Below are 22,106 nucleotides of genomic sequence, written 5' to 3'. Positions count from 1 at the left end.
CAGGGAAGGGGTGATCCCGTGCCGGACCCACCGCAGACGTCCGCCCGTCTGGACACCGCCGTGGACGAGAGTCGGCTGGACGAGCTGCTCAGCGAGGCGCAGACGGCCCTGCCGGTGGAACTGCCCGCCCTGGCGAACCGGTGTGCCGAGGCCCTCGGCCTGGACAGCGCACTGATCTACCTCGTCGACCTGCAGCAACGGCTGCTCGTCCCCCTCGACGAGGCCATGGCGTCGCTGTCGGTGCCCGAATCGCCGGCCGGCTTCGCGTACCGCACCGTCTCCCCGCGGACCACCGACGTCGGCGACGGAGTGATCGTCTGGATGCCCCTGATCGACGGCGCGGAGCGGCTGGGGGTGCTGGCGGTGCGGACCGCCTCGCTCGACGAGGTGCGGATGCGCCGCAGCCGGATGCTGGCCCATCTGTTCGCCATGCTCATCACCTCCAAGCGCGCCTACAGCGACTGGCTCACCGCCCGCGCCCGCACCGCGACCATGGAGCTGCCCGCCGAGATGCTGCGGGCCTTCCTGCCGCCCCGCACCATCGGCAGCCGCAAGTGTGTCTCGACGGCGGTCCTGGAGCCGGCGTACCAGGTCGCCGGAGACGCCTTCGACCACTCGGTGATCAAGAACCTGCTGCACACCATGATCCTCGACGCCATGGGGCACGATCTGACCGCCGGCCTGACCACGTCGGTCGCCATGGCGGCGGCGCGGAACGTCCGCCGGAGCGGCGGTGACCTGGCCGAGTCCGTCGGCTCCGTGGACCGGGCGCTCGCCCAGTGGCTGCCCGACCAGTTCTGCACCGGCGTGCTGTGCCGGCTCGACGCCATGACCGGGGTGCTGCGCTGGGTCAACTGCGGTCACCCGCCACCGCTGCTGATCCGTGCCGAGCAGGTGCTCCACGGGGTGCTGGACAGTCCGCCGCAACCGCCGATCGGGTTGGCCGGCACACTGGCCCCGGCGGCCCGGCAGGTCCACGAGACGGCACTGGAACCGGGCGACTGCGTGCTGCTCTACACCGACGGTGTCGTGGAGGCGCGGGACGCGGACGGCGTGGAGTTCGGGCTCGACCGCTTCACCGACTTCATCATCCGCTCCTCCGCCGCCGGCCAGCGCCCGGCCGAGGTGCTGCGGCTGCTCATCCACGCCATCCTCGACCACCAGCGCAACCGACTCAGGGACGACGCGACGATCCTGCTCTTCGAATGGCGCCCGGAGTACCGGTGAGGCGGCCTGAGCGGGCGGACCACCGGAAGCGGCTGTCCGACCATCCGGCTGTCGGACCATCCGGCTGTTCGACCATCCGGCTGGTGACCGGCACCCGGATGTACCTCAGGCCCGGACAGCCGGCCGAGGCTGTGCCAGCTTGGGAGTGTCTTGTCCGTCAGGCACGGGCCCCGGCACGGGGGTCGTCCCGGCACAGGGGCTGCGCGGTGACTGGAGGAAACGGCCGATGGAACGTGGCGGACGGCCGCCGGGGCCGGCTCCAGCCGGAGGGCCTCGGCGTCGGGGACCGGAACGGGCGCGCACGCGGGCGGGGCGTGAGCACGCGGCGGCCGCCACCGAGCGCGCTCGGGCCGGGGCGCGGCGCATCGGGCAGCTGCCCCCGCCTCCGGGGCCGTTCAGGCCGGAGTTCTGGCGCAGCCCGATCCGCGGGCCCTGGCTGACGTCGGTGTTCGGCCTGGTCCTCCTGATCGGCATTCCGCTGCTGTTCATCACCGGACTGCTCTCCTACGCCTCCTACAACCCCGGCCTGAGTCCCCTCAACGACGAGACCCCCGACAAGGGCGTCCTGGGCTTCTACCTCTTCGGCTGGCCCACGCATCCCTACTGGCTGTACCGGCTTCTCCAGGGCGTGCACGTGACGCTGGGCGTGGTCCTCGTGCCGGTCCTGCTGGCCAAGCTGTGGTCGGTCATCCCGAAGCTCTTCGAATGGCTGCCGGTGCGCTCCGTCGCCCACGGCCTGGAGCGGCTGTCCCTGCTGATGCTGGTCGGCGGGGTCATCTTCGAGTTCGTCACCGGCATCCTCAACATCCAGCTCTACTACGTCTTTCCGGGCTCCTTCTACCGCCTGCACTTCTACGGCGCCTGGGTGTTCATCGCCGCGTTCGCCGTGCACGTGCTCCTCAGACTCGGCCGGATGACCCGGGCCCTGCGCTCGCGCAGCCTGGGCGCCGAACTGCGGACCGACCTGGCCCACACGGTGCCCGAGCCGCCCGACCCCGACGGACTGGTGCCGGCCGCTCCCGCGCCGCCGACCATGACACGGCGCGGCGCGCTGGGCATGGTGGGAGCGGGATCGCTGCTCCTCCTCGTCGTGACCGCCGGACAGAGCATCGGCGGCCGGCTGCGGGCCACCGCGCTCCTCGCACCGCACGACCGGGATCCCGGCAGGGGCCCGAGCGCCTTCCAGATCAACAAGACGGCGGCGGCCGTCGGCGTCACGCCCGCGCTGGTCGGCCCGGACTGGCGGCTGGAGATCCACGGCCGGGGACCGGCCCTGGTCCTCACCCGCGACCAGCTCCTGGCGATGCCCCAGCACGCCGCCGCACTCCCGATCGCCTGCGTGGAGGGATGGTCCACCGACGACCAGCACTGGAGCGGCCTCCGCCTGGCCGACCTCGCCGCCCTGGCCGGCGTGTCCGACGCCGGAAGCGTCCTGGTCGAGTCCGTCCAGCCACCGGGCCCGTTCACCAGGGTGGTGCTGCGGGGCAACCAGATCCGCGACCCCCGGTCGCTGCTCGCCCTCCGTGTCAACGGCGCGGACCTCTCGCTCGACCACGGCTACCCGGCCCGCGTCATCGTCCCGGCGAACCCCGGCGTGAACAACACCAAGTGGGTCGGCCGGCTCACCTTCAGGGCGTGACCATGGCACGATTCGTCCGCTGGTACGGCTCCGGCCCCCTGCACCTTCTGGTCCTGATCGCCTCGTTCGCCCTCACCGGCTACGCCATGGTGCGCCTCTTCGCCGTCCAGCCCTGGGAGGTGGCGATCTGGTTCGTCGGCGCGGCCGTCCTGCACGACCTGATCCTGCTGCCCCTGTACTCGCTGGCCGACCTGTCGGCCCTCTCCGTGCTGCGGCACCGCACCTCCGACGGACCGACGGTGCCGTGGATCAACCACCTGCGCGTCCCCGCCTTCCTGTCCGGTCTGCTCCTGCTGGTCTGGTTCCCCCTGGTCTTCCGTCTCGCCGCCCCGTACCCCGGTGACACCGGCCTGTCCGACAGCGTCTACCTGGGCCGGTGGCTGGCGATCACCGGCGTGCTCTTCGCCGGCTCCGCGGTGGCCTTCGCGCTCAGACTGCGCCGCATCCGGCGGGCCGGCCGCCACGAGGACGAGAGCCGGGCCGCCACGGGCCGGGGCACCACCCCGTGACGACCGGCGAGGACGAGGTGGACAGCGCCGAGCAGGATCCCTTCGCGCTGGCCCTGCGTCCCGGCCGCGGACCGGTGTATCTGCGGGTGGTCGACGGGCGCCGGATCCGGATGCCGGTGCACCGCTGGCACGAGCGGCCCACCACCGCTGACCGGACCGTGCTGGAACGCTGCGTCGGCCCCGTCCTCGACGTCGGCTGCGGGCCGGGCCGGTTGTGCAGGGCACTTCTCAGCCGGGGCGTGTTCGCCCTCGGCGTCGACATCGCACCCAGCGCGGTCGCCCTGACCACCGCGCTGGGCGGGCTCGCACTGTGCCGATCGGTCTTCGACCGGCTGCCCGCCGAAAGAGGCTGGCAGACGGTTCTGCTCATCGACGGCAACATCGGCATCGGAGGGGACCCCTGCGGTCTGCTGCGCCGCTGTCGGGCGCTCATCGCCCCGACCGGGCGCCTCGTCGTCGAGCTCGACCCCGACGACGTCCATGAGCTCTGCACCGCTCGTCTCGAGGACCACCGCGGGCACGGCGGGCCGCCCTTCCCCTGGGCGCGCCTGGGACGCCGAGCGCTCCACCAGCTCGCCGAGGAACTGGCCCTGAGCGTCACCGACCAGTGGACGAGCGGGCACCGGTGCTTCTCCACGCTGACTCGACGGACGTGACGGACGCCGAGGAAGCGAGAGCGGACACGCGCGAGCCGGAACGGGGTCGCCGCGTGTCAGGCGCCTCTGCCCGCATGCGTCAGAGGTTGATCATGTGTCCGGCCAGGCCGTGGACCGCCTCCTGGACCGCCTCGCCGAGCGTGGGATGGGCGTGGACGTTGCGGGCGATCTCATGGACGGTGAGGTCCCATCGCTGTGCCAGGGTCAGTTCCGGCAGCAGCTCGGTGACGTCCGGTCCGATGAGGTGCCCGCCGATCAGCTCGCCGTACTTCGCGTCGCTGATCAGCTTCACGAAGCCGGTGGCCTCGCCCAGCCCGTGCGCCTTCGCGTTCGCGGTGAACGGGAACTTCGCCACCTCGACGTCGTAGCCCAGTTCGCGAGCCCGCTCCTCGGTGTGGCCGAAGCTGGCGATCTGCGGCCGGCAGAAGGTGGCCCGCGGGATCATCGCGTAGTCGAGCTCCATCGTCTCCGCGCCCGCGAGCGTCTCGGCGGCGATCACACCCATCGCCTCGGCCGCGTGCGCGAGCATCAGCTTCGCGGTGACGTCGCCGATGGCGTACAGGTGCGGGACGTTCGTACGGCAACGGCCGTCGACGTCGATCGCGCCGCGCTCGGACACCTGCACGCCGGTGTTCTCCAGGCCGTAGCCGCTCACATTGGGGGCGAAGCCGAGCGCCTGGAGCACCTTGTCGGCCTCCAGGACCTGCGGGGAGCCGTCCTTGCCGGTGACCGTGACGCGGACGCGGGGGCCCGACTCGTCGATGGAGTCGACACGGGTGGAGGTGAGGGCCTCGATGCCCAGCCTGCGGTACTGCTTGGCGAGTTCCGCGGACACCTCGGCGTCCTCCAGCGGGGCGAGGCGGTCCAGGAACTCGACGAGCGTGACCTTCACCCCGTAGTTGTGCAGGATGTAGGCGAACTCGACACCGATCGCGCCGGCGCCCGCGATGATGATCGACTGCGGCAGTTCCTCGGCGAGGATCTGTTCCTCGAAGGTGACCACGCGCGAGGTGCGCCGGGTGCCGGGCAGCAGCTTCGGTGTGGCGCCGGTGGCGATGACGCAGTGGTCGAATCCGATGGTGCGCACGTCGCCGTCGAAGCCGGACACCTGGAGGGTGTGCGGGTCGAGGAAGGTGCCCTGACCGTCGATCTCCGTGATCTTGTTCTTCTTCATCAGGTAGTGCACGCCCTTGACCCGGCCGTCGGCGACCTTGCGGCTGCGGCGGAACGCCTCGCCGTAGTCGAAGGACACCCGTCCGTCGACGCGCATGCCGAAGGTCTTCGCCTCGTGGGTGAAGACGTGGGCCAGCTCGGCGTTGCGCAGCAGGGCCTTGGTCGGGATGCAGCCCACGTTCAGGCAGATACCGCCCCAGTACTTCCGTTCGACGACGGCGACGCGTCTGCCCAGCTGGGCGGCGCGGATCGCGGCCACGTAGCCGCCGGGACCGGCACCGAGCACCACCACGTCGAAGCGGTCGTCCAGCTCGTCCGTCATCGATGCCTCCTGCAGCGGGACGTCTTCGGACTCCGGCCAGAGTTCCCCGTTCGAGGCGGACGCCAAACTGCGTACCATCGCGTTCGATCCCCGAACCAAGCCGGGAGGGGGCCGCACGGCACACGAGCTGCGGCCGTCGCGAGGGGACCGCCGGGAGTGGCGGGCCGGGCAGGCTCAGGCGGTCACCTCGTCGAGGAGTTCCAGCACGTGCCGGTAGGGGCGGCCGGTGGCACGGGTCATGCCCATCTCGCAGGTGCGGTTGCAGGAGGCGTACGCGGCGTACCTGCCCGCGGTGATCTCGGCGGCCTGGGCGGCGGTGGCGCTCGCGGTGATCTCCGGGTGCAGCAGGCCGCGGTCGCCGGCGAACGCACAGCAGCCCCAGTCGTCGGGCACCGTGACCTCGTCGCTCACCGCCGCGGCCACGGTGCGCAGGGCGCCGTCGATACCCAGGTGCACGGTGGAGCAGGTGGGGTGCAGGGCGAGGCTGTCCAGGCGGCGGGGCTCGGGCAGCGCGGGCAGCAGGTGCTCGGCCGTGAAGACGACGCTGTCGACGAAGCGCAGGTCGGCGAAGCGGGCGCGGCCGGGCTCCGGGAGGGCGCTGGGCAGTTGCTCCAGGCCGTGGGTGCAGGAGGACGCGTCGCAGACCACGGGCAGCCGGCCGTGGTCGCTCGCCTCCCACAGCGCCCGCAGCGTGCGGGCGGCCATGGTGCGATGCCCGGCGGTGTAGCCCTTGGACTGCCACGGGGTGCCGCAGCACAGGCCGGCCAGACCCTCGGGGACGACGACGGGGACGCCCGCCCGGTCGCACAGCCTCAGGAAGGCCGCCGCCGCCCCGCCGGCGGCGCCCTCCGCGGCGAAGACGCTGCCGATGCAGGCGGCGAAGAACACCGCCCGCGCCGCCACGGGCCGCCGGGGCGCGGGACGGGCGGGGCCACCGCGCGGGATGTCCTCGGCCCAGGCGGGCACCAGTTCCCCCGCCCCGAGCCGGCGCACGGCGCCGGTTGCGGCGCGCACGGCGGGGGCGGGCACGGCGTGCGCCGTGTCGAGCGCGGCGCGCACACCCTTGACCGCGGCCGCCCAGTGCCGGGCGGCCGCGCTCCCGGCGCGCTGTGCGGCGGCGCCGTGGCGTTCGGCACGCAGGCGCTTCATCACCGAGCCGGTGTCGATGGCGACCGGGCACGCGGTGACGCAGAGGCTGTCGGCCGCGCAGCTGTCGACGGCCGCGTAGGCGTAGTCGGCTTCCAGGGCGCGGCGGCGTTCCTCGTCGCCGGCGGCGGTGGCGAGCGCGATCTCCCGCCGCAGGACGATGCGCTGCCGGGGCGTCGTGGTGGCGTCCGCCGTGGGGCAGACGGGCTCGCAGTAGCCGCACTCCACGCACGCGTCGACGGCGGGGTCGATCTCGGGAACGCTCTTGAGGCTGCGCAGGTGCGCGGCCGGGTCGTCCTGCAGGAGCACCCCCGGGTTGAGCACGCCGTGCGGGTCGCACAGCCGCTTCACCTCGCGCATGACCTCGTACAGTTCGTCGCCGTACTGGCGGCGGACGAAGGGGGCCATCGCCCGGCCGGTGCCGTGCTCGGCCTTCAGCGTGCCGCCGGCGTCCAGGACGAGGCCGACCATGGCGTCGGTGAACCGGGCGTAGCGCTCGGTCTCGGCGGCGGAGTCGAAGTCCTGGGTGAGCATGAAGTGCAGGTTGCCGTCGCGGGCGTGGCCGAAGATCACCGCGTCCTGGTACCCGTGCCGGTCGAACAGGCCGGTCAGGCCCTCGCAGGTGCGGGTCAGCCGTTCCATCGGTACCGCGATGTCCTCCAGCAGTGCGGTGGTGCCGGGACGGCGCGCCCCCGCGACCGCCGTGTACAGCCCCTTGCGCAGGTGCCAGAGGCGTGCCCCGACGCGCGGGTCGCGGACGAGCCCGGTCCCGGTGACGGCGGGCAGGCGGTCCAGTACCGGCCGGGCCGCGGCCACCGTGGCCTCCAGCTGCTCGGCGCTGTCCTCGGCGAACTCCACCAGCAGCGCCGCGTGCCGCTCGACGCGCAGACCGCGCAGCTCGTCCACGGGATCCGGCGCCCGCTGCGTCACCCGCAGCGAGGCCGCGTCGAGGAGTTCGGCGGTCCGGGCGCCGGCGGCCAGCAGCGCGGGCAGGGCGTCGGTGGCCTCGGCGAGGCCGGGCAGCACCAGCAGACCGGTGGCGGTGTGCGGCAGGACGGGTACGGTGCGGAAGACGGCCTCGCCGACGAAGCCGAGGGTGCCCTCGCTGCCGATCATGAGGTGGGCGAGGATGTCGGCGGGATCGGTGTGGTCCAGGAACGAGTTGAGTCCGTAGCCCATGGTGTTCTTCATCGAGAACAGCCGCTCGACGGTGGCGCGGGAGCCGGCCGAGGTGCGGATGCGGTCGCGCAACCCGAGCAGCCCCGCGTGCAGTTCCGGCTCGCGGGCGCGCAGCTCCCGGTCGGCATCGGGTGCCGCCGTGTCGACGACGGTGCCGGAGGGCAGCACGAACTGCAGGGATTCCACGGTCCGGTAGGCGTTGTCCCGGGTGCCGCAGTTCATGCCGCTGGAGTTGTTGGCGACCAGACCGCCGATGGTGCAGGCGGACTCGCTGGCCGGGTCGGGGCCGAGCCTGCGCCCGTACGGGGCGAGCCGCGCGTTGGCCTGACGTACCGTCAGGCCAGGTTGCAGACGGATGCGCAGACCGTCGTCGAGGACCTCGGCCGTGCGCCAGTGACTGCGCACGTCCACGAGGATGCCGTCGCCGCCCGCCTGCCCCGCCAGGCTGGTTCCGCCCGAGCGCAGCGTGAGCGGCACACCGGCCGCACGGGCCCCCGCCATCAGCGCGCCCACCTCGGCGGCGGACGCGGCGCGCACGACGGCCTGCGGCGTGAAGAGGTACGGCGACGCGTCGTGCGCGGCGGCGACCCTGCGGGGCAGGTCCGTGGTCACCCGGGCCGGGTCGCCGACGCATGCGGTGAGAAGCTCGGCCAGGTCGGCGGCCCGTTCCGGGTCGGCCGGTGCGGCGGGGGATGTGGCGGCGGTGCGGCTCATGGGTCCTCGCTGCCGGTCGGCTCAGTGGGCGGGGCGGTCGACGCGCAGCAGGCGCGGCGGCCGGGCGGCGGGTTCGGGCAGGTGCAACGGCCCCGAACCGGGGGTGACGCTGCCGAGCAGTGTGGCCCGGCGGGCGCCGGTGCCCGAGGGCAGGGTGCCGGGCAGTCCGTGCACGGTGAGGAAGCCGAGGACGGCGAAGGCCAGGGCCTCCTTGGCGTCGGAGGGCAGACCCAGGTCGTCGCTGGGGCGCAACCGCACTCCGGGCAGTTCTTCCGCGATCATGCGCATGAGCACCGGGTTGCGGGTGCCGCCACCGGAGACGACGAGTTCGGTGACCTCGTGGGCGCGGCAGGCGTCGGCCACGGTGACGGCGGTGAGCCGGGTCACGGTGGCCACGACGTCATCGGGATCCGGGGTGGGTGCCGTCTCCAGCGCCCGCTGCAGGTAGGGCAGGTGGAAGTGCTCCTTGCCCGTGCTCTTCGGGGCCGGCCTGCGGTAGTAGGGGTCGTCCAGGAGGGCGCGCAGCAGGTGCGGGCTGGTCCGGCCGGCGGCGGCCCTGCGTCCGCCCTCGTCGTAAGCGGCGGCGCCGCCGGTGAAGTGCCGTACGGCCGCGTCCAGCAGAGCGTTGGCGGGGCCGGTGTCGAAGGCCAGCGGTTCGGCGCCGGGTGCGAGGACGGTGACGTTGGCGATGCCGCCGAGGTTCAGCGCGGCGGGCGTGCCGGGCAGGGCGCGCAGCAGCAGGGTGTCGGTCATGGCGACCAGCGGGGCGCCCTGCCCGCCCGCCGCCACGTCCCGGCTGCGCAGGTCGGAGACGACCGGGAGCCCGGTAACCTCGGCGATCCAGGCCGGCCGGCCCAGTTGGAGCGTGCCGCGGACCGTGCCGTCCTCGACCCAGTGGTGCATGGTCTGGCCGTGCGAGACGACGAGGTCGGCGGTGCCGTCGCACAACGCGCGCAGCGCACGTCGGGCGGCGTCGGCGAAGGCCTGGCCGACGCCGGTGTCCAGGGCGCAGACGGCCTGCGTGGTCGTCGCGGCCGGCGGCAGGGTGGCGCCGATCAGGTCCCTCAGATCCTCCGGGTAGGGGACGGAGAGATGTCCGAGGGGCCGCATGAGGAGGGTGTCACCGTCCAGGGCGAGGTCCGCGGCGGCTGCCTCGATGGCGTCGTAGGAGGTGCCCGACATCAGGCCGATCACGCGCACGGAGCCTCCACGTGCCTCTGCCGCCGCGTGGGCGGGGCCGGTCGGGGCTGTGGCATGGCTTCTCCCTGGGTGCCGGGGCGGGACGGGTGCGGCCCGCACCCGACGGGGTGTGCGCCGTCAGTCGAGGCCGGCGGCCGCGGTGACGGGGTCGGAGCCGGTCTCGTCGTCGGCCGCCGGGGTCGCCGCGAGCTCCGGGGCGCGGTGGAACAGGCTCATCGGGCCACCGACGGCCAGGGTGATCACGACGCCGATCGGTACCAGCCACTGGGCGGCGATCGCGGCCGGCACGGTGGCACCGGCCACGATGACGTCGATCTTGACGCTGCGCACGATGTACGTCATCACGCACACCGTCACCAGGAAGGCCACGACGGAGTCGGTCTCGTTGGCGCGCCGGACGATGCGCCCGAGCAGGAACGCGCCGAGCAGGGCGCCGTAGGTGTAGCCCGCGATCGTCAGGCCCGTCAGATACACGTTGCCGGTGCTCGTGCTGAAGGCGCAGGCGAAGACCGCCATCAGCACCGCCCACACCAGCGTCATCACCCGGGCGAGCTTCAGCAGCGACTCCTCGGACGGCGTGCCGCGGAAGAAGCTGTGGATGATGTCGGCGACCGTCGAGTTCGACATGGAGTTCAGCGCCGAGGACAGGGAGCCCATGGCGGCGCCGAGGATGCCCGCCACGAGCAGACCGGAGATCACCACGGGCAGCCCGTGCAGGATGAAGTGCGGGTAGAGGTTGTCGGAGCTGCTCAGGCCCAGTGCCGTGAAGTCCTTGCCCTGGTTGTACGACCACAGCAGGGCGCCGACGAGGGAGAAGGCGGCGAACTGGAGGGTGACGAAGACACCGGAGGCGATGATGGCCTTCTGACCGTCGCGCAGCGAGCGGGTGGCCAGGACCCGCTGGACGATCAGCTGGTCGGAGCCGTGGCTGGCCATCGCGAAGATGGCGCCGCCGACGATCGCGGTGGGCAGGGCGAACGGGCTGGTCAGGATGTGCGCCGGGGCGAAGTCGGTGTCGAACAGCTTGAAGTGGCCGCTGTGCAGCGCCTGCGCGAAGCCGGAGCCGCCGACGTGGCCGGACAGCACGGCGATGGCGAGGAGCGCGCCGCCCAGGTACAGCCCCATCTGGATGGCGTCGGTCCAGATGACGGCCTTGATCCCGCCGAGGTAGGTGTAGACGACGGTGATCACCGTGAGCACGATGATGATCAGCCGGTAGCTCGCGTGCACACCGAACTCGTCGAGCAGCAGCTTGATCGGGATGGCGGAGGCGAACAGCCGGACCTCCTCCGCGAGGAGCCGGGTGAAGACGAACGTCACCGAGGCGAGCCCCTGCAGCTTCAGCCCGAATCTGCTGCCCAGGTACTGGTAGGCGCTGACGAAGCCGCCGCGCTTGTACAGGGGGATCAGCACGGTGGCCACCACGACGCGGCCGATGACGTAGCCGAGGGCCAGCTCGACGTTCCCGAAGCCCTGCCCGCTGTACGCGCCGCCGGGCACGCTGATGACGGTGAGCACGCTGGTCTCGGTGGCCACCACGGAGAACGAGACCGTCCACCACGGCATGCTGCCCTCGCCGACGAAGTAGTCCTTCGCGGTGCTCTGCCGGCCGGCCAGGCGCAGTCCGATCACGGCGATCGCCACCAGATAGACGACGATCACCACGAGGTCGAGTTGACGCACGCTCACTCCTAAGCGACGGCCGGCGGGGGTACCGGCGAGGTGGGGACGGTGGCGGAGGGCGCCGCCCGCCGTACGCGGACGACGTGCGGCTCGTGCGGCGCGCGGGCGTCCAGCGCGAGCAGGCGCGCACCGTCCAGCGGTCGCCCGAGCGGGGACCGCGGGCGGAGCGGGCGCGGGAAGCCGGCCGGCGCCGAGCGCAGCGGCCCGAGGAGCGGTTCGCCCAGGCTCGTGAGCCCGCCCGTGACGGCGAAGGACAGGGCTTCGCCGCCGCTCCGGCGGGCGGCGGCGAGCACGGCCTCGGCGAGTGCGGTGGCAGCGTCCCGGATGATCGCCGACGCGGCGGTGTCGCCCGCTGCGGCCAGGCGCGCGACGTCGGGCGCGAAGGAGGGGGCGGTGCGGGCGGAGGTGCCGTCGCGGCCGATGGCCACAGGCAGCCGGTCCTGGGCGCCGAAGCGTTCGACGGCGGCGGCCAGGAGCCGTGTGTCCGGGTCGCGTCCGTCGGGGGCCCGCAGCCCGGCGGCTCCGATCCGGGCGCCGCCGCCCTCGTCGCCGAACCAGGGACCCCACCCGTCGACGCGCGCGTACGAGCCGTCGTCCCCGATGCCGACCGCGACGGAGCCGGCGCCGATCGCGCGCTCCACGCCGGTGCGGCCACCGAGGGCGCCCGCGTGGGCGGTGACGGCGTCGCCGGTGACGGCCACCTCGTCCGTGGGCAGTTCCTCGAGGAGCAGGCAGGCCAGGGCGCTGGCCGCCCGCGGCGCGGCGGCCGCCCCCGCCGCGCCCGCACAGACCGCCGCCGGCCGCGCCGGACGTTCCCGTTCGAGGAGGGGGAGCACGGCGGCACGGGCCGCCGCCACGCCGCCGTCGGCGGCGAGCCCGGGAGCCCCGGGCACCTCGTGGAGCTGCCGGGGAGGACCGTCGCTGCCGTTGCACAACGCGGCACGGCAGCCGGTCTTGCCCAGGTCCACCGCGACTACTGCTGTCATACGGCACGCCTTCGTGTCATCGGGGCCGTGTCGCGCGGGCCGGCCACGGGGACCGCTCGAAGACCGGTGACCGGCGCGGAGCACGGTGCAGCGAGTATCAGAACGACGGACTCCACATGTCAACAAGTGACGTCGCGCGATTCGGTCCGTAACTTTTTGACCCCTGGTCGAGCGCGTGGTTACGGTGGCGCCACCCACCCAGGAGGAACGGCCCATGGCCCGTACGGACGCACCTCGCATACCGGCCCGCCCCGTGGAGGACACCTCCGCCGCCGGGACCCTGGCGCGCATCCGGACGGCCCTGCCGTCCCTGGCGCCCTCGGAGCGGCGGGTGGCCGAGGCCGTCCTGGCCGATCCGGCGCAGGCGGCGGGGCTGTCCATCGGCGCCCTCGCCAAGCGGGCCGAGACCTCGGTGGCGACGGTGATGCGCTTCTGCCGGGCGATAGAGATCACCAACTACCCGCAACTGCGCCTGGCGCTGGCCGCGGCGGCCGCCCGCGAGCACGCCCTCAGCGGTGACCGCCCGGCACCGGGCACCGACATCAGCGCCACCGACACCCTGGGCGAGATCGTCGGCAAGATCATCTACAACGAGGTGCGGGCCCTGGAGGACACCGGGGCGGGCGTGGACGTCGAGGTGCTGGGCCGGGCCGTGGAGGCCGTGGCGGGAGCGTGCAGGGTCGACATCTTCGGCGTCGGCGCCAGCGCGTTCGTCGGCCAGGACCTGCACCAGAAGCTGCACCGCATCGGCCGTATGGCGTTCATCTGGACCGACCGGCACGCCGCGCTCACCGCCGCCGCCCTCCTCGGCCCCGGCGACGTCGCCCTCGCCATCTCCCACTCCGGAGAGACCGAGGACACCGTCGAGCCCCTGCAGGCGGCCGCCGAACGCGGCGCCACCACGATCGCCCTCACCAACGTCCCGCGCTCCGCCCTCGCGGACAGCGCGGACCTCGTGCTGACGACCTGCGCCCGGGAGACGCCCTTCCGCTCCGGCGCGACGGTCAGCCGCATCGCCCAACTCGCGCTCGTCGACTGCCTGTTCGTGGGCGTGGCCCAGCGGTCCTACGAGGCCACGACCGCGGCGCTGGAGAAGACGTACAGCGCGGTCCAGCGCCGCAGGCGCCAGCCGTCGCAGCGCCGCGCACCGGCCGACGACTGACAGCCGCTCCTGCTCTGTGTCGCCGGCACCACCGAGAGGACGGCCGCGCCGTGGACCTCGGCGCACTCGGCACCGAGACGAGCCACGAGCGGACCGCCGATCTGGACCGCATGCCGGTCACCGAGCTGCTGTCGGTCACGAACGACGAGGACCGGACCGCCGTCCTCGCGGTGCGCGACGCCCGCCCGGAGATCGGGGCCGCCGTCGAGGCGATCACTCAGTCGCTGCGGCGGGGCGGGCGGCTGATCTGCATCGACGCCGGCACCAGCGGTCGCATCGGCCTGCTCGACGCCGTCGCCCGCATCGTCGTGCAGGCGACCGGCGCCGAGCCCGACACCGCCGCCGACGCACTGCGGGGCGGCCGTACCGGTGTCAGGGGGTCGCGCTCCCCGCGACCCACTGGCTCCACGGCATGTTCCAGTCGCTGAGGCCGTTGCCCGGGGCCAGCTGGGTCTTGTCGTCGGAGTTCTTGACGATCACGACGTCGCCGATCATCGAGTTGTCGAAGAACCACGCGGCGGGCTGCTTGCCGTCGCCGCCGCCCCTGACGTCCTTCAGGCCCACGCAGCCGTGGCTGGTGTTGACCTTGCCGAAGACCGAGTCGGCACCCCAGTAGTTGCCGTGGATGAACGTGCCCGAGTCGGTCAGGCGCATGGCGTGCGGCACGGCCGCGATGTCGTACGAGGGCTTGCCGTCCTTCTCCGTGAGGTTGACGGTCGCAGCGTTCATGTGGACCTGCTTGAACTTCTCGGAGATGACCATCCGACCGTTGTACGTCGGGTGCTCGGGGCTGCCGGACGAGATCGGGATGGTCTTGATCGTCTTGCCGTCCCGTACGACGGTCATCTGCTTCGTCCTGGCGTCGACGGTGCTGATCTGGCTCCGGCCGATCTTGAACGTGACCGTCTTCCGGACGCCGTGGGCGTTGAGCGTGACGGTGACGGTGGAGCCGGGCTTCCAGTAGTTCTCGGGGCGGAAGTCCAGACGGTGGTCGTTGAACCAGTGACCGACGACCTGCTGGCCGCTGCTGGAGCTGACCTGGATCCGCGACTGCACGGCGGCCTTGTCGCCGACCGCCTTGCCGAAGGTGAACGTCACCGGCATGCCCACGCCGACGGTCGAGCCGGCCTCGGGGGAGAGGTGCCCGATGAGGTCGTTGGCCGGGGAGACCGTGGTGATCGTGGCGTTCCCGGTGACGGAGCGGCCCCGGGCGTCCTCGGCCTCCGCGGTGACCTGGTACCTGGTGGCCCTCTGCAGCTGCCCGTTCTGCTTCCAGGAGGTGCCGTCCGCGGACAGGGTGCCCGGGATCTCGGTACCGGTCGCGACGGCGGTCATGGTCACCTTGGTGAGCTTGCCGTCCCTGACGGTGACCTTGACGGGGGCGTGGGTCCCGATGTTGTAGGCCCCTGGCCCGGGAGTGATCCTTATGCGCGCGTCGGAAGCGTCCTGGGCACCCGCCTGATCCCCCCGCGCCTGCGCGGTCGGATCGCCTGAAGGCTGTGAGGTCGGATCGCCCGAAGGCTGCGACGCCGGATCGCCCGAAGGCTGCGACGCCGGATCGCCCGGAGCCTGCGACGTCGGCTGAGTCCCGGTGCCGTCGCTGCCGGTGGCAGCGTTGCTGGTACCGCCGAGCGCCGTGACCGCGAGTACGCCGCCGAGTACGCCGGCTGTCGCCACCAGCCCGGTGCGTCGCTTACGTACCGTTATCAACCGTTTCTCCCATACCGCTGTCTTTTCGCTTCTAACCAGTTATAGGCCCGCATCTGTCGATAAATGGGCAACTTGTGGTGAAGGCCACGCGTGATCCTGCCGGGCCACCCGTCCTCCCGTCGCGCGGTCGGTGTTGCCTTCGTCCGCACCCATTGCAACGCACCGTTGCATTCGACGGCAGTGTCATTGCATCGATTTACCGTTATTCATCTGCGGATATGGCAGTCAATGCATTGACGCAATTCTGAATGCAACGTAGCTTTCCACTCGCATCAAACACGTCATATCGCGAGATGGGGAAACGGTCATGAGCGAGTCCCTCCACGCCCTGACGGCGCTGCCGACGGTGCGCCAGTCCGGCTGCCCCTTCGACCCGCCGGCCGAACTGCTCGACGCCCGTCGGCACGGACCCATCAGCGGCTACACCCATCCGGGCGGAAAACCCGGCTGGCTGATCACCGGGTACGACCTGGTCCGCTCGGTCCTGGCCGACCCGCGGTTCAGCTCGCGGAGGGAGCTCATGAACGTGGGCGACTTCGAGCTTCCTCCGGCGCCGCCCGGCGAATTCCTTCTCACGGACGAACCCCTGCACGGGCGCTACCGCAAGCCGCTGGTCGGCAGGTTCACGGTCCGTCGGATGCGGCTTCTCACCGAGCGGATCGAGCAGATCACCGCGGACTGCCTGGACGCCATGGACGAGGCCTGGCCGCGGGCGGACCTGGTGACCACCTTCGCCAAGCCCATCCCCACCATCGTCATCTGCGAGCTGCTGGGCGTGCCGTACCAGGACCGGGGTTCCTTCCAGGAACAGATCGACACGTTCATGGGAGGGGCGACAAGCGACGAGGAGCTGATGGCGGCCTACACCGCCACCCAGGAGTACCTCGCGGAGCTGGTGGCGGCCAAGCGCGCGAACCCCACCGACGACGTGCTCAGCGAACTCACCGACAGCGATCTGACCGACGAGGAGCTGAAGGGGATCAGCCTGATCCTGCTGGCCGCCGGATTCGACACCACGGCGAACATGCTGTCCCTCGGCACCTACGCGCTGCTGCAGAATCCGGCGCAGCTGGCCGCGCTGCGCGCCGATCCCGCGCTCACCGACGCAGCCGTGGAGGAGCTGCTGCGGTATCTGAGCGTCGCCAAGACGTTCATGAGGACGGCCCTCGAGGACGTCGAGCTGGGCGGCCGGACGATCGAGGCCGGCACGACGGTCGTCCTGTCGTACAACACCGCCAACCGCGACCCCGAGCGTTTCGCCGACCCCCACGTGCTCGACCTGCACAGGCAGGACGCGGGCGGGCACCTGGCCTTCAGCCACGGCATCCACCAGTGCCTGGGGCAGCAGCTGGCCCGCGTCGAGATGCGGGTGGCGTTCCGCGCGCTGATCGACCGGTTCCCGACGCTGCGCCTGGCCGTACCGGCCGAAGAAGTCGTCCTGCGCCCGGAGACCGCGGACATCTACGGAGTGAAGAGCCTCCCGGTCACCTGGGACAAGGAGGAGTCATGACGACGACACGCCTGCACGTCGACCGTGAGCGCTGCATCGGCGCCGGCATGTGCGCCCTGACCGCCCCCGAGGTCTTCGACCAGGACGTCGACGACGGCCGCGTGCTCCTGCTGCACGCCGAGCCGCTCCCGGCCCGTCGCGCGGCCGCACAGATGGCCGCCCGCGTCTGCCCCTCCGGGGCGATCACCCTTGAAGAACCGGAACCCGAAGGCTTCTGACACGAGGGCGAGAGGGGCGCCGGAGGTGGGCGCACTGTTGTCCTCGCTCGGGCCGGACCGGGCCGGCCGAGTTCGTCAGGCGTCCGCCAGCCGGGCTTCCTCGAGGTCCAGCGCGCGCTGCAGCCTGCGGCGGCTGGTGTCGCTGATGCGGTGGGTGTCGTACAGGCGCTGCAGCTCGGCCGTCTCCACCGCTATCAGGTCACGGCGCAGTTGACGGTAGACCCGGTCGGCGGACTCGGTGGCCGCGGCGGAGCCGTCGGTCGCGGAGAGCCGGTCGTGGGCGTCCTCCAGGCGGGCGTTCAGGCCGCGGCGGAGCCGGTCCAGGACGACCTCCGGGACGACCTCCAGCTCCGCCAGCTCCTCGAGACGGGCGAGGCCGGCGTGGGCGAGGCGGGAGCGGGCCTCGGCCTCCTCGCGCGCGGTGTGCGCGGGCTCCAGGGCGATGCCGGAGGCGCGGACGACCGGCGCGAGGGTGAAGCCCTGCACGACGAGGGTGACCACCACGACCGAGGTGGTCAGGACCAGCACCAGCGGGCGGTCGGTGAGCGGCGTGCCGTTCGTCGCGACCTCCGGGATGGACAGCGCTGCGGCCAGCGGCATCACCCCGCGCGTGCCCGCCCAGGTCAGCACCACCGGTATCCGCCAGTTCGGCCGGCCGATCCCGCCCTTGCGCTGCACCACCGCCGACAGCGGCGCCAGCCACAGCATGCGTACGGCGACGAGCGTGGCGGCGACGGCGAGGGCGTACAGGGGCCAGGCGTGGTCGCCGTCGGCCAGGGCCCGCACCTCGGCGGGAAGAGCCAGCCCTATGAGACTGAAGACGACGCTCTCCAGGAGGAAGACGACCGTGCCGTAGACGGCGTGCAGCTGGAGCCGGATGCGGGCGTTGGTGAGCCGGTCGCCCCGGCCGCCCAGGACGACCCCCGCCACCACACAGGAGGTCACTCCGGAGGTGTGCGCGGCCTCCGCGAGGAGGTAGGCGGCGTACGGGGTGACCAGGGCGATCACCGTCTCCAGGACCGGGTCCTCGGTACGGCGACGGATCAGCGTGACGATCCCCGCCACCGCGGCCCCGATCACCGTGCCGCCGCCCGCGAGCAGCAGGAACTGTCCGCCGGCCGCACCCCAGTCGGCGGCGGCCGAGGTGATGGCGATGCCCGCCGCCACCCGGACCAGCACCAGGGAGGTCGCGTCGTTGAACAGGCTCTCCGCCTGCACCAGGACCTGCACTCTCGGCGGCAGGGCGAGCCGGCGGCCCAGCGCGGTCACCGCCACCGGGTCGGTGCTGGCCAGCACCGCCCCCAGCACGAACGCCATCTGCCAGGAAAGCGGGGTGAGCCAGGCGGCCACCGCGGCCACCGCGGCGGCGGAGGCCAGCACCAGCCCTATGGCGAGGACCCCGACCGGTCTCCACACCGCCCGCAGCTCCCGCCAGGGCATGTCCTCGGCGCTCGCGTACAGCAGGGGCGGCAGCACGACCAGGCCGATGATCTCGGGGCTGATCTGGATCTGCGGGGTGCCGGGCAGCAGGGCCACCGTGAGTCCGGCGACCACGAGCAGCGAGGGGGCGGGAATGCGCCACCGGCGTGCGAAGGTGGCGACCACCGTGGCCAGGACCACGAGGGCGAGAACCGTACCGACGCCGCGCATGCCGTCCCCCGGAAATACAGAAGGGATGACGGAAGCCGCTCCGGCTCCCGGCCGACCAGACTTCCCGGCACACCTGTCCTCACCCTATCGGGCCAGGTCACGTCAATACAGTGTCAAGGTCCTCGTGGCCGACGCCAAGGAACCGCCAACGCCCGCACCGCGCGCACCGCGAAGCGGATTCCTTGGCAGGGAAGAGGGGGCGTGGCTGATCGTCGTCGCGCTGCCGCTGCTGGTGGCCGCCTTCGAGACCGTGCACCGCGCCTACGGCCGGATCGGCGAGCGGCTCGGGCTCGGCCGGATCCCAAAGGCGCCCCGCCGCGACCGTTCGCTGGTGGTCGTGCCGGTGTCCTCGCTGTCCCGGCTGACCTCGGAGGCGCTGACCGCGGCCGCCTCCCTCGGCGACGAGGTCCGCGCGGTGACCGTCTGCTGTCCCGACCCGGAGGATCGGGCGCATCTGCACGCCGTGAGAACCGGGGCGAACCTTCCCCGTGGCTCCAGCGGTGTCGCCGGTCTGCGCATCCGCTCCGAGGCGCCGGAAGACGTCGACGAACGCGAGCCACGGCGGCCGGGGAAGATCATCCACCCGCGGCAGGGTCCCTTACCCCTGGATCAGGGCCGGGCGGTCGTCGTCGGCAGCAGGTGGCCGGCCAGCACGTCCAGCGCCTGCTTGACCTCCCTCAGCTGTTGCGGGTCCCCGGTCCCGAGCGCCGCCGCGAGGGCATCGTCGATGCCTGTGGCGCGGACGTGCGCCACGCGTTCGGACACCTCCGTGGCCGGACTGACGCGCACCCGGCGCCGGTCGGCGGGATCCGGGGCGGTCCGCACCGAACCCGCTTCCTTCAACCGGGCCACGGAGGCGGAGACCTGGCTCTGCGGCAGGCCGGTCCGCGCGGCGATCTCGCCGACCGTGCCGCCCGGGTGGGCCGCCACGTCGCTGGCCACGATCAACACGGTCCGCGTGCGGCCGGCGTAGCGCGCGGAGCCCCCGGGCGGCTCGGGAAGGGACTCCTCGCCGATCTTCATCAAGGCGCGCCCCAGCAGGAAGAGGTCGACTCCGTTCACACACACCAAGATACATCCAGATAGATGCATCGAATTAGATGGAGTAGGCTCACTGCGTGCCGAGGCCACAGGCCCGCGGCTTTCGAAGGGGGATCACGCCGTGCTCGATTTCACCCGCACTCTCGACGTTCCCGGTGCCGTCCTGCACTACCGGGTGCGCGGCACCGGCCCGCTGCTCCTGATCTCCGAGAGCGGAGAGGGTGACGCCGACCGCAGCACCGACCTCGTCACCCGCCTCGTCGACTCCTACACGGTGCTGACGTACGACCGTCGCGGGCTGTCCCGGAGCCGCCTCGACGTCCCGGACCGGGGCGCCACGCTGACCGAACACGCCGATGACGTCCACCATTTGCTGGCCACTCTCACCGACGTCCCCGCCCTCATGCTCGGCTGCAGCCTGGGCGCCGTGATAGGGCTGCACGCCGCTGTGCGGCACCCCGGCCTGATCGCAACCCTCATCGCCCACGAGCCCGTCGCTCCACGGCTGCTGCCCGACCACGAGCGGACCCGCCACGAGCAGGAACTGGCCCACCTGCAGGACCTCTACCACCGAGAGGGTCTGGCGGCCGCCCTGCCGGAGATCGCCCGTACCCTGGGCATCGACCCCACCCACAAGGACGCCGAACCCGGCCTGACGCCCCAGCCGATCAACGCCCTGCGCGCCGCCAACTTCGACCACTTCATCCGGCACGACTTCACCGCGGTCATCCGCGACACCCTCGACGTGAACGCGCTGAACAACACCGGCACGCGCATCGTCCCCGCGGCCGGCTCCACGACCCCACGAGCGGTCTTCGACCGCCAGTGCGCGACGGCCCTCGCCGAGCTGCTCGGGGAAGAGCTGCGGGAGTTCCCCGGCGGCCACAACGGAAACACCAGCCATCCACGCGCCTACGCGTCCCGGCTCCGAACGGTGCTGGGCACGGCCCGGTAGCGAGCGGGTACGCATGGACCCCCTGAACTTCGGGGCTTCCCATCGGCGTCGTCCCCGGCTGCCCCGGCGATGTCGACGAGATGCTGCGTGGGCCGTGGTCAGACGACCCTGATGGCCGCTGTCGGGCACCGCGCGGCGGCCTCTTCCACCGCCGCGCGCTGCCCGGCGCCGGGGGCGGCGTCGAGCAGGACCACTGTGCCGTCGTCGTCGTTCTGGTCGAAGACAGCCGGGGCGGCGAGCACACAGGTGCCCGCGCCGCAGCAGAGGTCCTTGTCGATCTCGATCCTCATCACCGGCCTCCTCTCACCAGCGCACCGGCAGCTTCAGGACGCCGTACGTCACCATCATCTCCCTGGTGCCGACCTCCTGGGCGGGAACGGCGAGCTCCAGCCGGGGAAAGCGGCGCAGCAACGACTCGTAGCCGATGGCGAGTTCGAGGCGTGCCAAGTGGTGACCCATGCACTGGTGGGGCCCGCTGCCGAAGGCCACGTGCCGGGTCGTGCCGCGACGGATGTCGAAGGTGTCGGGGTCGTCGAAGCCCAGCGGGTCACGGTTGGCCGCGGGCAGCGACACCGTGACGACCTGGCCCCTGCGGATGGACTGCCCTTCGAACAGGAAGTCCTCGGCGGCAACGCGGATCGGCCCGATCTGCACCACGCTGAGGTAGCGCAGCAGCTCTTCGACGGCGTCGTCCATCAGTGACCAGTCGGCGCGCAGAGCGGCCAGCTGTTCGGGGTGGCGAAGCAGGGCATAGGTGCCCAGCGCCAGCATGTTGGTGGTGGTCTCCAGGCCGGCGATGAGGAGAACGATCGTGATCCCGAGCAGCTCTTCGTCGTTCAGGTCGGTCTCGACGGTCAGTCTGCCCAGAATGTCCGGGCCCGGGTCCTTGCGTGCGGCTGCGATCAGGGCGTGGAGCATGCCGCCGAGGGTCGTCATCGACTGCTGCATCTCCTCTCCGCTGCTGGAGAGGCTGAAGAGAACGTCGACGTGCCGCCCGAACTCCGCACGGTCCGTCTCCGGCAGCCCGAGCAGCTCCGAGGTGACCAGCGTGGGCAGGGGCTTGGCGAAGGCCCGCACCAGGTCGACGGGGCCACCGTCCCCGTTCGCCATCTCGTCCAGCAGACGGTCCGTCAACTCCTGGATGCGCGGGCGTAGTTCGCGGACGCGACGGATGGTGAAGTGCTTGCTCAGCAGACGGCGGTAGCGGGTGTGTTCGGGCGGGTCCATGTTGACGAACATGCCCGCGGGCAGTGCGTCGGTGCTCAGCTCGGAACCGGGCACCTTCACCGGAGAACGCTTTCCGGCGGGCAAGGAGCTGAACCTGGGGTCGGCCAGCACGGACCGTGCGGTCTGCAGGCCGGTGACCAGGTGGCCCACGTGTCCATCGGGGTACCGCAGCGCAGTCATCGGGCATTCCTCACGCGCT

At 72.2% G+C, this 22,106-nt stretch carries 19 protein-coding genes and 1 pseudogene; 10 read left to right on the top strand and 10 right to left on the bottom strand.

Features of this window, described 5'->3' with window-relative positions; genetic code table 11:
• Window positions 1-18: 18 nt before the first annotated feature.
• From ACIHEJ_RS01145 to ACIHEJ_RS01130, 4 genes are all read left to right on the top strand, one after another.
• Window positions 19-1,227, top strand: a complete 1,209-nt coding sequence (locus ACIHEJ_RS01145; RefSeq protein WP_400131153.1) for a PP2C family protein-serine/threonine phosphatase — start codon at window positions 19-21, stop codon at window positions 1,225-1,227.
• Between the two features lie 226 nt (window positions 1,228-1,453).
• A complete protein-coding gene (locus tag ACIHEJ_RS01140) occupies window positions 1,454-2,866 on the top strand; it encodes a molybdopterin-dependent oxidoreductase (RefSeq protein WP_400131152.1) in 1,413 nt (470 codons plus the stop codon).
• Between the two features lie 2 nt (window positions 2,867-2,868).
• Window positions 2,869-3,375: a hypothetical protein gene (locus ACIHEJ_RS01135; protein ID WP_400131770.1), complete on the top strand. Its 507-nt coding sequence runs from the start codon at window positions 2,869-2,871 to the stop codon at window positions 3,373-3,375.
• Window positions 3,372-4,031, top strand: coding sequence for a class I SAM-dependent methyltransferase (locus ACIHEJ_RS01130; RefSeq protein WP_400131151.1), 660 nt, complete (start codon window positions 3,372-3,374; stop codon window positions 4,029-4,031). Before ACIHEJ_RS01135 ends, ACIHEJ_RS01130 begins: the two co-directional genes overlap by 4 nt.
• Window positions 4,032-4,110: 79 nt before the next feature.
• Here ACIHEJ_RS01130 and lpdA read toward each other — a convergent pair whose 3' ends face one another.
• The 5 genes from lpdA to ACIHEJ_RS01105 form a co-directional block, all read right to left on the bottom strand.
• A complete protein-coding gene (lpdA, locus tag ACIHEJ_RS01125; RefSeq protein WP_400131150.1) occupies window positions 4,111-5,526 on the bottom strand; it encodes a dihydrolipoyl dehydrogenase in 1,416 nt (471 codons plus the stop codon).
• Between the two features lie 174 nt (window positions 5,527-5,700).
• On the bottom strand, window positions 5,701-8,565 hold the full coding sequence (locus ACIHEJ_RS01120) for an FAD-binding and (Fe-S)-binding domain-containing protein (protein WP_400131149.1): 2,865 nt from the start codon (window positions 8,563-8,565) through the stop codon (window positions 5,701-5,703).
• Window positions 8,566-8,586: 21 nt separating this feature from the next.
• Window positions 8,587-9,765: an anhydro-N-acetylmuramic acid kinase gene (locus ACIHEJ_RS01115; protein ID WP_400131148.1), complete on the bottom strand. Its 1,179-nt coding sequence runs from the start codon at window positions 9,763-9,765 to the stop codon at window positions 8,587-8,589.
• A gap of 117 nt (window positions 9,766-9,882) precedes the next feature.
• Window positions 9,883-11,448 carry a sodium:solute symporter gene (locus tag ACIHEJ_RS01110; protein ID WP_400131147.1) on the bottom strand — a complete coding sequence of 522 codons (1,566 nt, stop codon included), beginning with the start codon at window positions 11,446-11,448 and terminating at the stop codon, window positions 9,883-9,885.
• 8 nt (window positions 11,449-11,456) lie between these two features.
• Window positions 11,457-12,434: a BadF/BadG/BcrA/BcrD ATPase family protein gene (locus ACIHEJ_RS01105; protein ID WP_400131146.1), complete on the bottom strand. Its 978-nt coding sequence runs from the start codon at window positions 12,432-12,434 to the stop codon at window positions 11,457-11,459.
• Between the two features lie 214 nt (window positions 12,435-12,648).
• Between ACIHEJ_RS01105 and ACIHEJ_RS01100 the strand changes: the two genes are divergently transcribed.
• Both ACIHEJ_RS01100 and ACIHEJ_RS01095 read left to right on the top strand, forming a co-directional pair.
• The gene (locus ACIHEJ_RS01100) at window positions 12,649-13,596 is read left to right on the top strand and encodes a MurR/RpiR family transcriptional regulator (protein WP_400131145.1); all 948 of its coding nucleotides are present in this window, start codon (window positions 12,649-12,651) and stop codon (window positions 13,594-13,596) included.
• Between the two features lie 50 nt (window positions 13,597-13,646).
• Window positions 13,647-14,024, top strand: coding sequence for a hypothetical protein (locus ACIHEJ_RS01095; RefSeq protein ID WP_400131144.1), 378 nt, complete (start codon window positions 13,647-13,649; stop codon window positions 14,022-14,024).
• Here ACIHEJ_RS01095 and ACIHEJ_RS01090 read toward each other — a convergent pair.
• On the bottom strand, window positions 13,969-15,306 hold the full coding sequence (locus ACIHEJ_RS01090; protein WP_400131142.1) for an Ig-like domain-containing protein: 1,338 nt from the start codon (window positions 15,304-15,306) through the stop codon (window positions 13,969-13,971). The genes ACIHEJ_RS01095 and ACIHEJ_RS01090 overlap by 56 nt on opposite strands.
• Before the next feature lie 307 nt (window positions 15,307-15,613).
• Here ACIHEJ_RS01090 and ACIHEJ_RS01085 point away from each other — a divergent pair, with 307 nt between their 5' ends.
• Window positions 15,614-16,816: a cytochrome P450 gene (locus tag ACIHEJ_RS01085; RefSeq protein WP_400131140.1), complete on the top strand. Its 1,203-nt coding sequence runs from the start codon at window positions 15,614-15,616 to the stop codon at window positions 16,814-16,816.
• The gene (locus tag ACIHEJ_RS01080) at window positions 16,813-17,034 is read left to right on the top strand and encodes a ferredoxin (protein WP_400131138.1); all 222 of its coding nucleotides are present in this window, start codon (window positions 16,813-16,815) and stop codon (window positions 17,032-17,034) included. The genes ACIHEJ_RS01085 and ACIHEJ_RS01080 overlap by 4 nt, the downstream gene beginning before the upstream one ends.
• A 75-nt stretch (window positions 17,035-17,109) precedes the next feature.
• Here ACIHEJ_RS01080 and ACIHEJ_RS01075 read toward each other — a convergent pair whose 3' ends face one another.
• Window positions 17,110-18,684, bottom strand: coding sequence for a Na+/H+ antiporter (locus tag ACIHEJ_RS01075; RefSeq protein ID WP_400131136.1), 1,575 nt, complete (start codon window positions 18,682-18,684; stop codon window positions 17,110-17,112).
• 193 nt (window positions 18,685-18,877) lie between these two features.
• Between ACIHEJ_RS01075 and ACIHEJ_RS01070 the strand changes: the two are divergent.
• A pseudogene (locus tag ACIHEJ_RS01070) lies at window positions 18,878-19,150 on the top strand (amino acid permease); the annotation flags it as partial.
• A 143-nt stretch (window positions 19,151-19,293) separates the two neighbouring features.
• Here ACIHEJ_RS01070 and ACIHEJ_RS01065 read toward each other — a convergent pair.
• Complete coding sequence (locus tag ACIHEJ_RS01065) at window positions 19,294-19,746, bottom strand: MarR family winged helix-turn-helix transcriptional regulator (RefSeq protein WP_400131134.1); 453 nt, start codon at window positions 19,744-19,746, stop codon at window positions 19,294-19,296.
• A 100-nt stretch (window positions 19,747-19,846) separates the two neighbouring features.
• Here ACIHEJ_RS01065 and ACIHEJ_RS01060 point away from each other — a divergent pair, with 100 nt between their 5' ends.
• Window positions 19,847-20,680 carry an alpha/beta fold hydrolase gene (locus tag ACIHEJ_RS01060; protein WP_400131133.1) on the top strand — a complete coding sequence of 278 codons (834 nt, stop codon included), beginning with the start codon at window positions 19,847-19,849 and terminating at the stop codon, window positions 20,678-20,680.
• A gap of 98 nt (window positions 20,681-20,778) precedes the next feature.
• On the opposite strand, the gene ACIHEJ_RS01055 is transcribed toward ACIHEJ_RS01060, so the two are convergent.
• The gene (locus ACIHEJ_RS01055) at window positions 20,779-20,970 is read right to left on the bottom strand and encodes a ferredoxin (RefSeq protein ID WP_400131132.1); all 192 of its coding nucleotides are present in this window, start codon (window positions 20,968-20,970) and stop codon (window positions 20,779-20,781) included.
• Window positions 20,971-20,983: 13 nt separating this feature from the next.
• Window positions 20,984-22,087, bottom strand: coding sequence for a cytochrome P450 (locus tag ACIHEJ_RS01050; RefSeq protein ID WP_400131130.1), 1,104 nt, complete (start codon window positions 22,085-22,087; stop codon window positions 20,984-20,986).
• Between the last annotated feature and the right edge of the window lie 19 nt (window positions 22,088-22,106).

Source organism: Streptomyces sp. NPDC052301, from assembly GCF_044593395.1.
In the GTDB taxonomy this organism is placed as follows: Bacteria; Actinomycetota; Actinomycetes; order Streptomycetales; family Streptomycetaceae; genus Streptomyces.
The sequence above is the reverse complement of the archived record's forward strand: the minus strand, read 5'-3'. Positions and strand labels throughout refer to the sequence as shown.

Excerpts from the sequence above, each read along its gene's own strand:
- ACIHEJ_RS01120 (WP_400131149.1), bottom strand. The coding sequence starts at position 8,565 with ATGAGCCGCACCGCCGCCACATCCCCCGCCGCACCGGCCGACCCGGAA.
- ACIHEJ_RS01075 (WP_400131136.1), bottom strand. The coding sequence starts at position 18,684 with ATGCGCGGCGTCGGTACGGTTCTCGCCCTCGTGGTCCTGGCCACGGTG.
- ACIHEJ_RS01085 (WP_400131140.1), top strand. The coding sequence starts at position 15,614 with ATGAGCGAGTCCCTCCACGCCCTGACGGCGCTGCCGACGGTGCGCCAG.
- ACIHEJ_RS01100 (WP_400131145.1), top strand. The coding sequence starts at position 12,649 with ATGGCCCGTACGGACGCACCTCGCATACCGGCCCGCCCCGTGGAGGAC.
- ACIHEJ_RS01135 (WP_400131770.1), top strand. The coding sequence starts at position 2,869 with ATGGCACGATTCGTCCGCTGGTACGGCTCCGGCCCCCTGCACCTTCTG.
- lpdA (WP_400131150.1), bottom strand. The coding sequence starts at position 5,526 with ATGACGGACGAGCTGGACGACCGCTTCGACGTGGTGGTGCTCGGTGCC.
- ACIHEJ_RS01140 (WP_400131152.1), top strand. The coding sequence starts at position 1,454 with ATGGAACGTGGCGGACGGCCGCCGGGGCCGGCTCCAGCCGGAGGGCCT.
- ACIHEJ_RS01050 (WP_400131130.1), bottom strand. The coding sequence starts at position 22,087 with ATGACTGCGCTGCGGTACCCCGATGGACACGTGGGCCACCTGGTCACC.
- ACIHEJ_RS01080 (WP_400131138.1), top strand. The coding sequence starts at position 16,813 with ATGACGACGACACGCCTGCACGTCGACCGTGAGCGCTGCATCGGCGCC.
- ACIHEJ_RS01105 (WP_400131146.1), bottom strand. The coding sequence starts at position 12,434 with ATGACAGCAGTAGTCGCGGTGGACCTGGGCAAGACCGGCTGCCGTGCC.
- ACIHEJ_RS01055 (WP_400131132.1), bottom strand. The coding sequence starts at position 20,970 with ATGAGGATCGAGATCGACAAGGACCTCTGCTGCGGCGCGGGCACCTGT.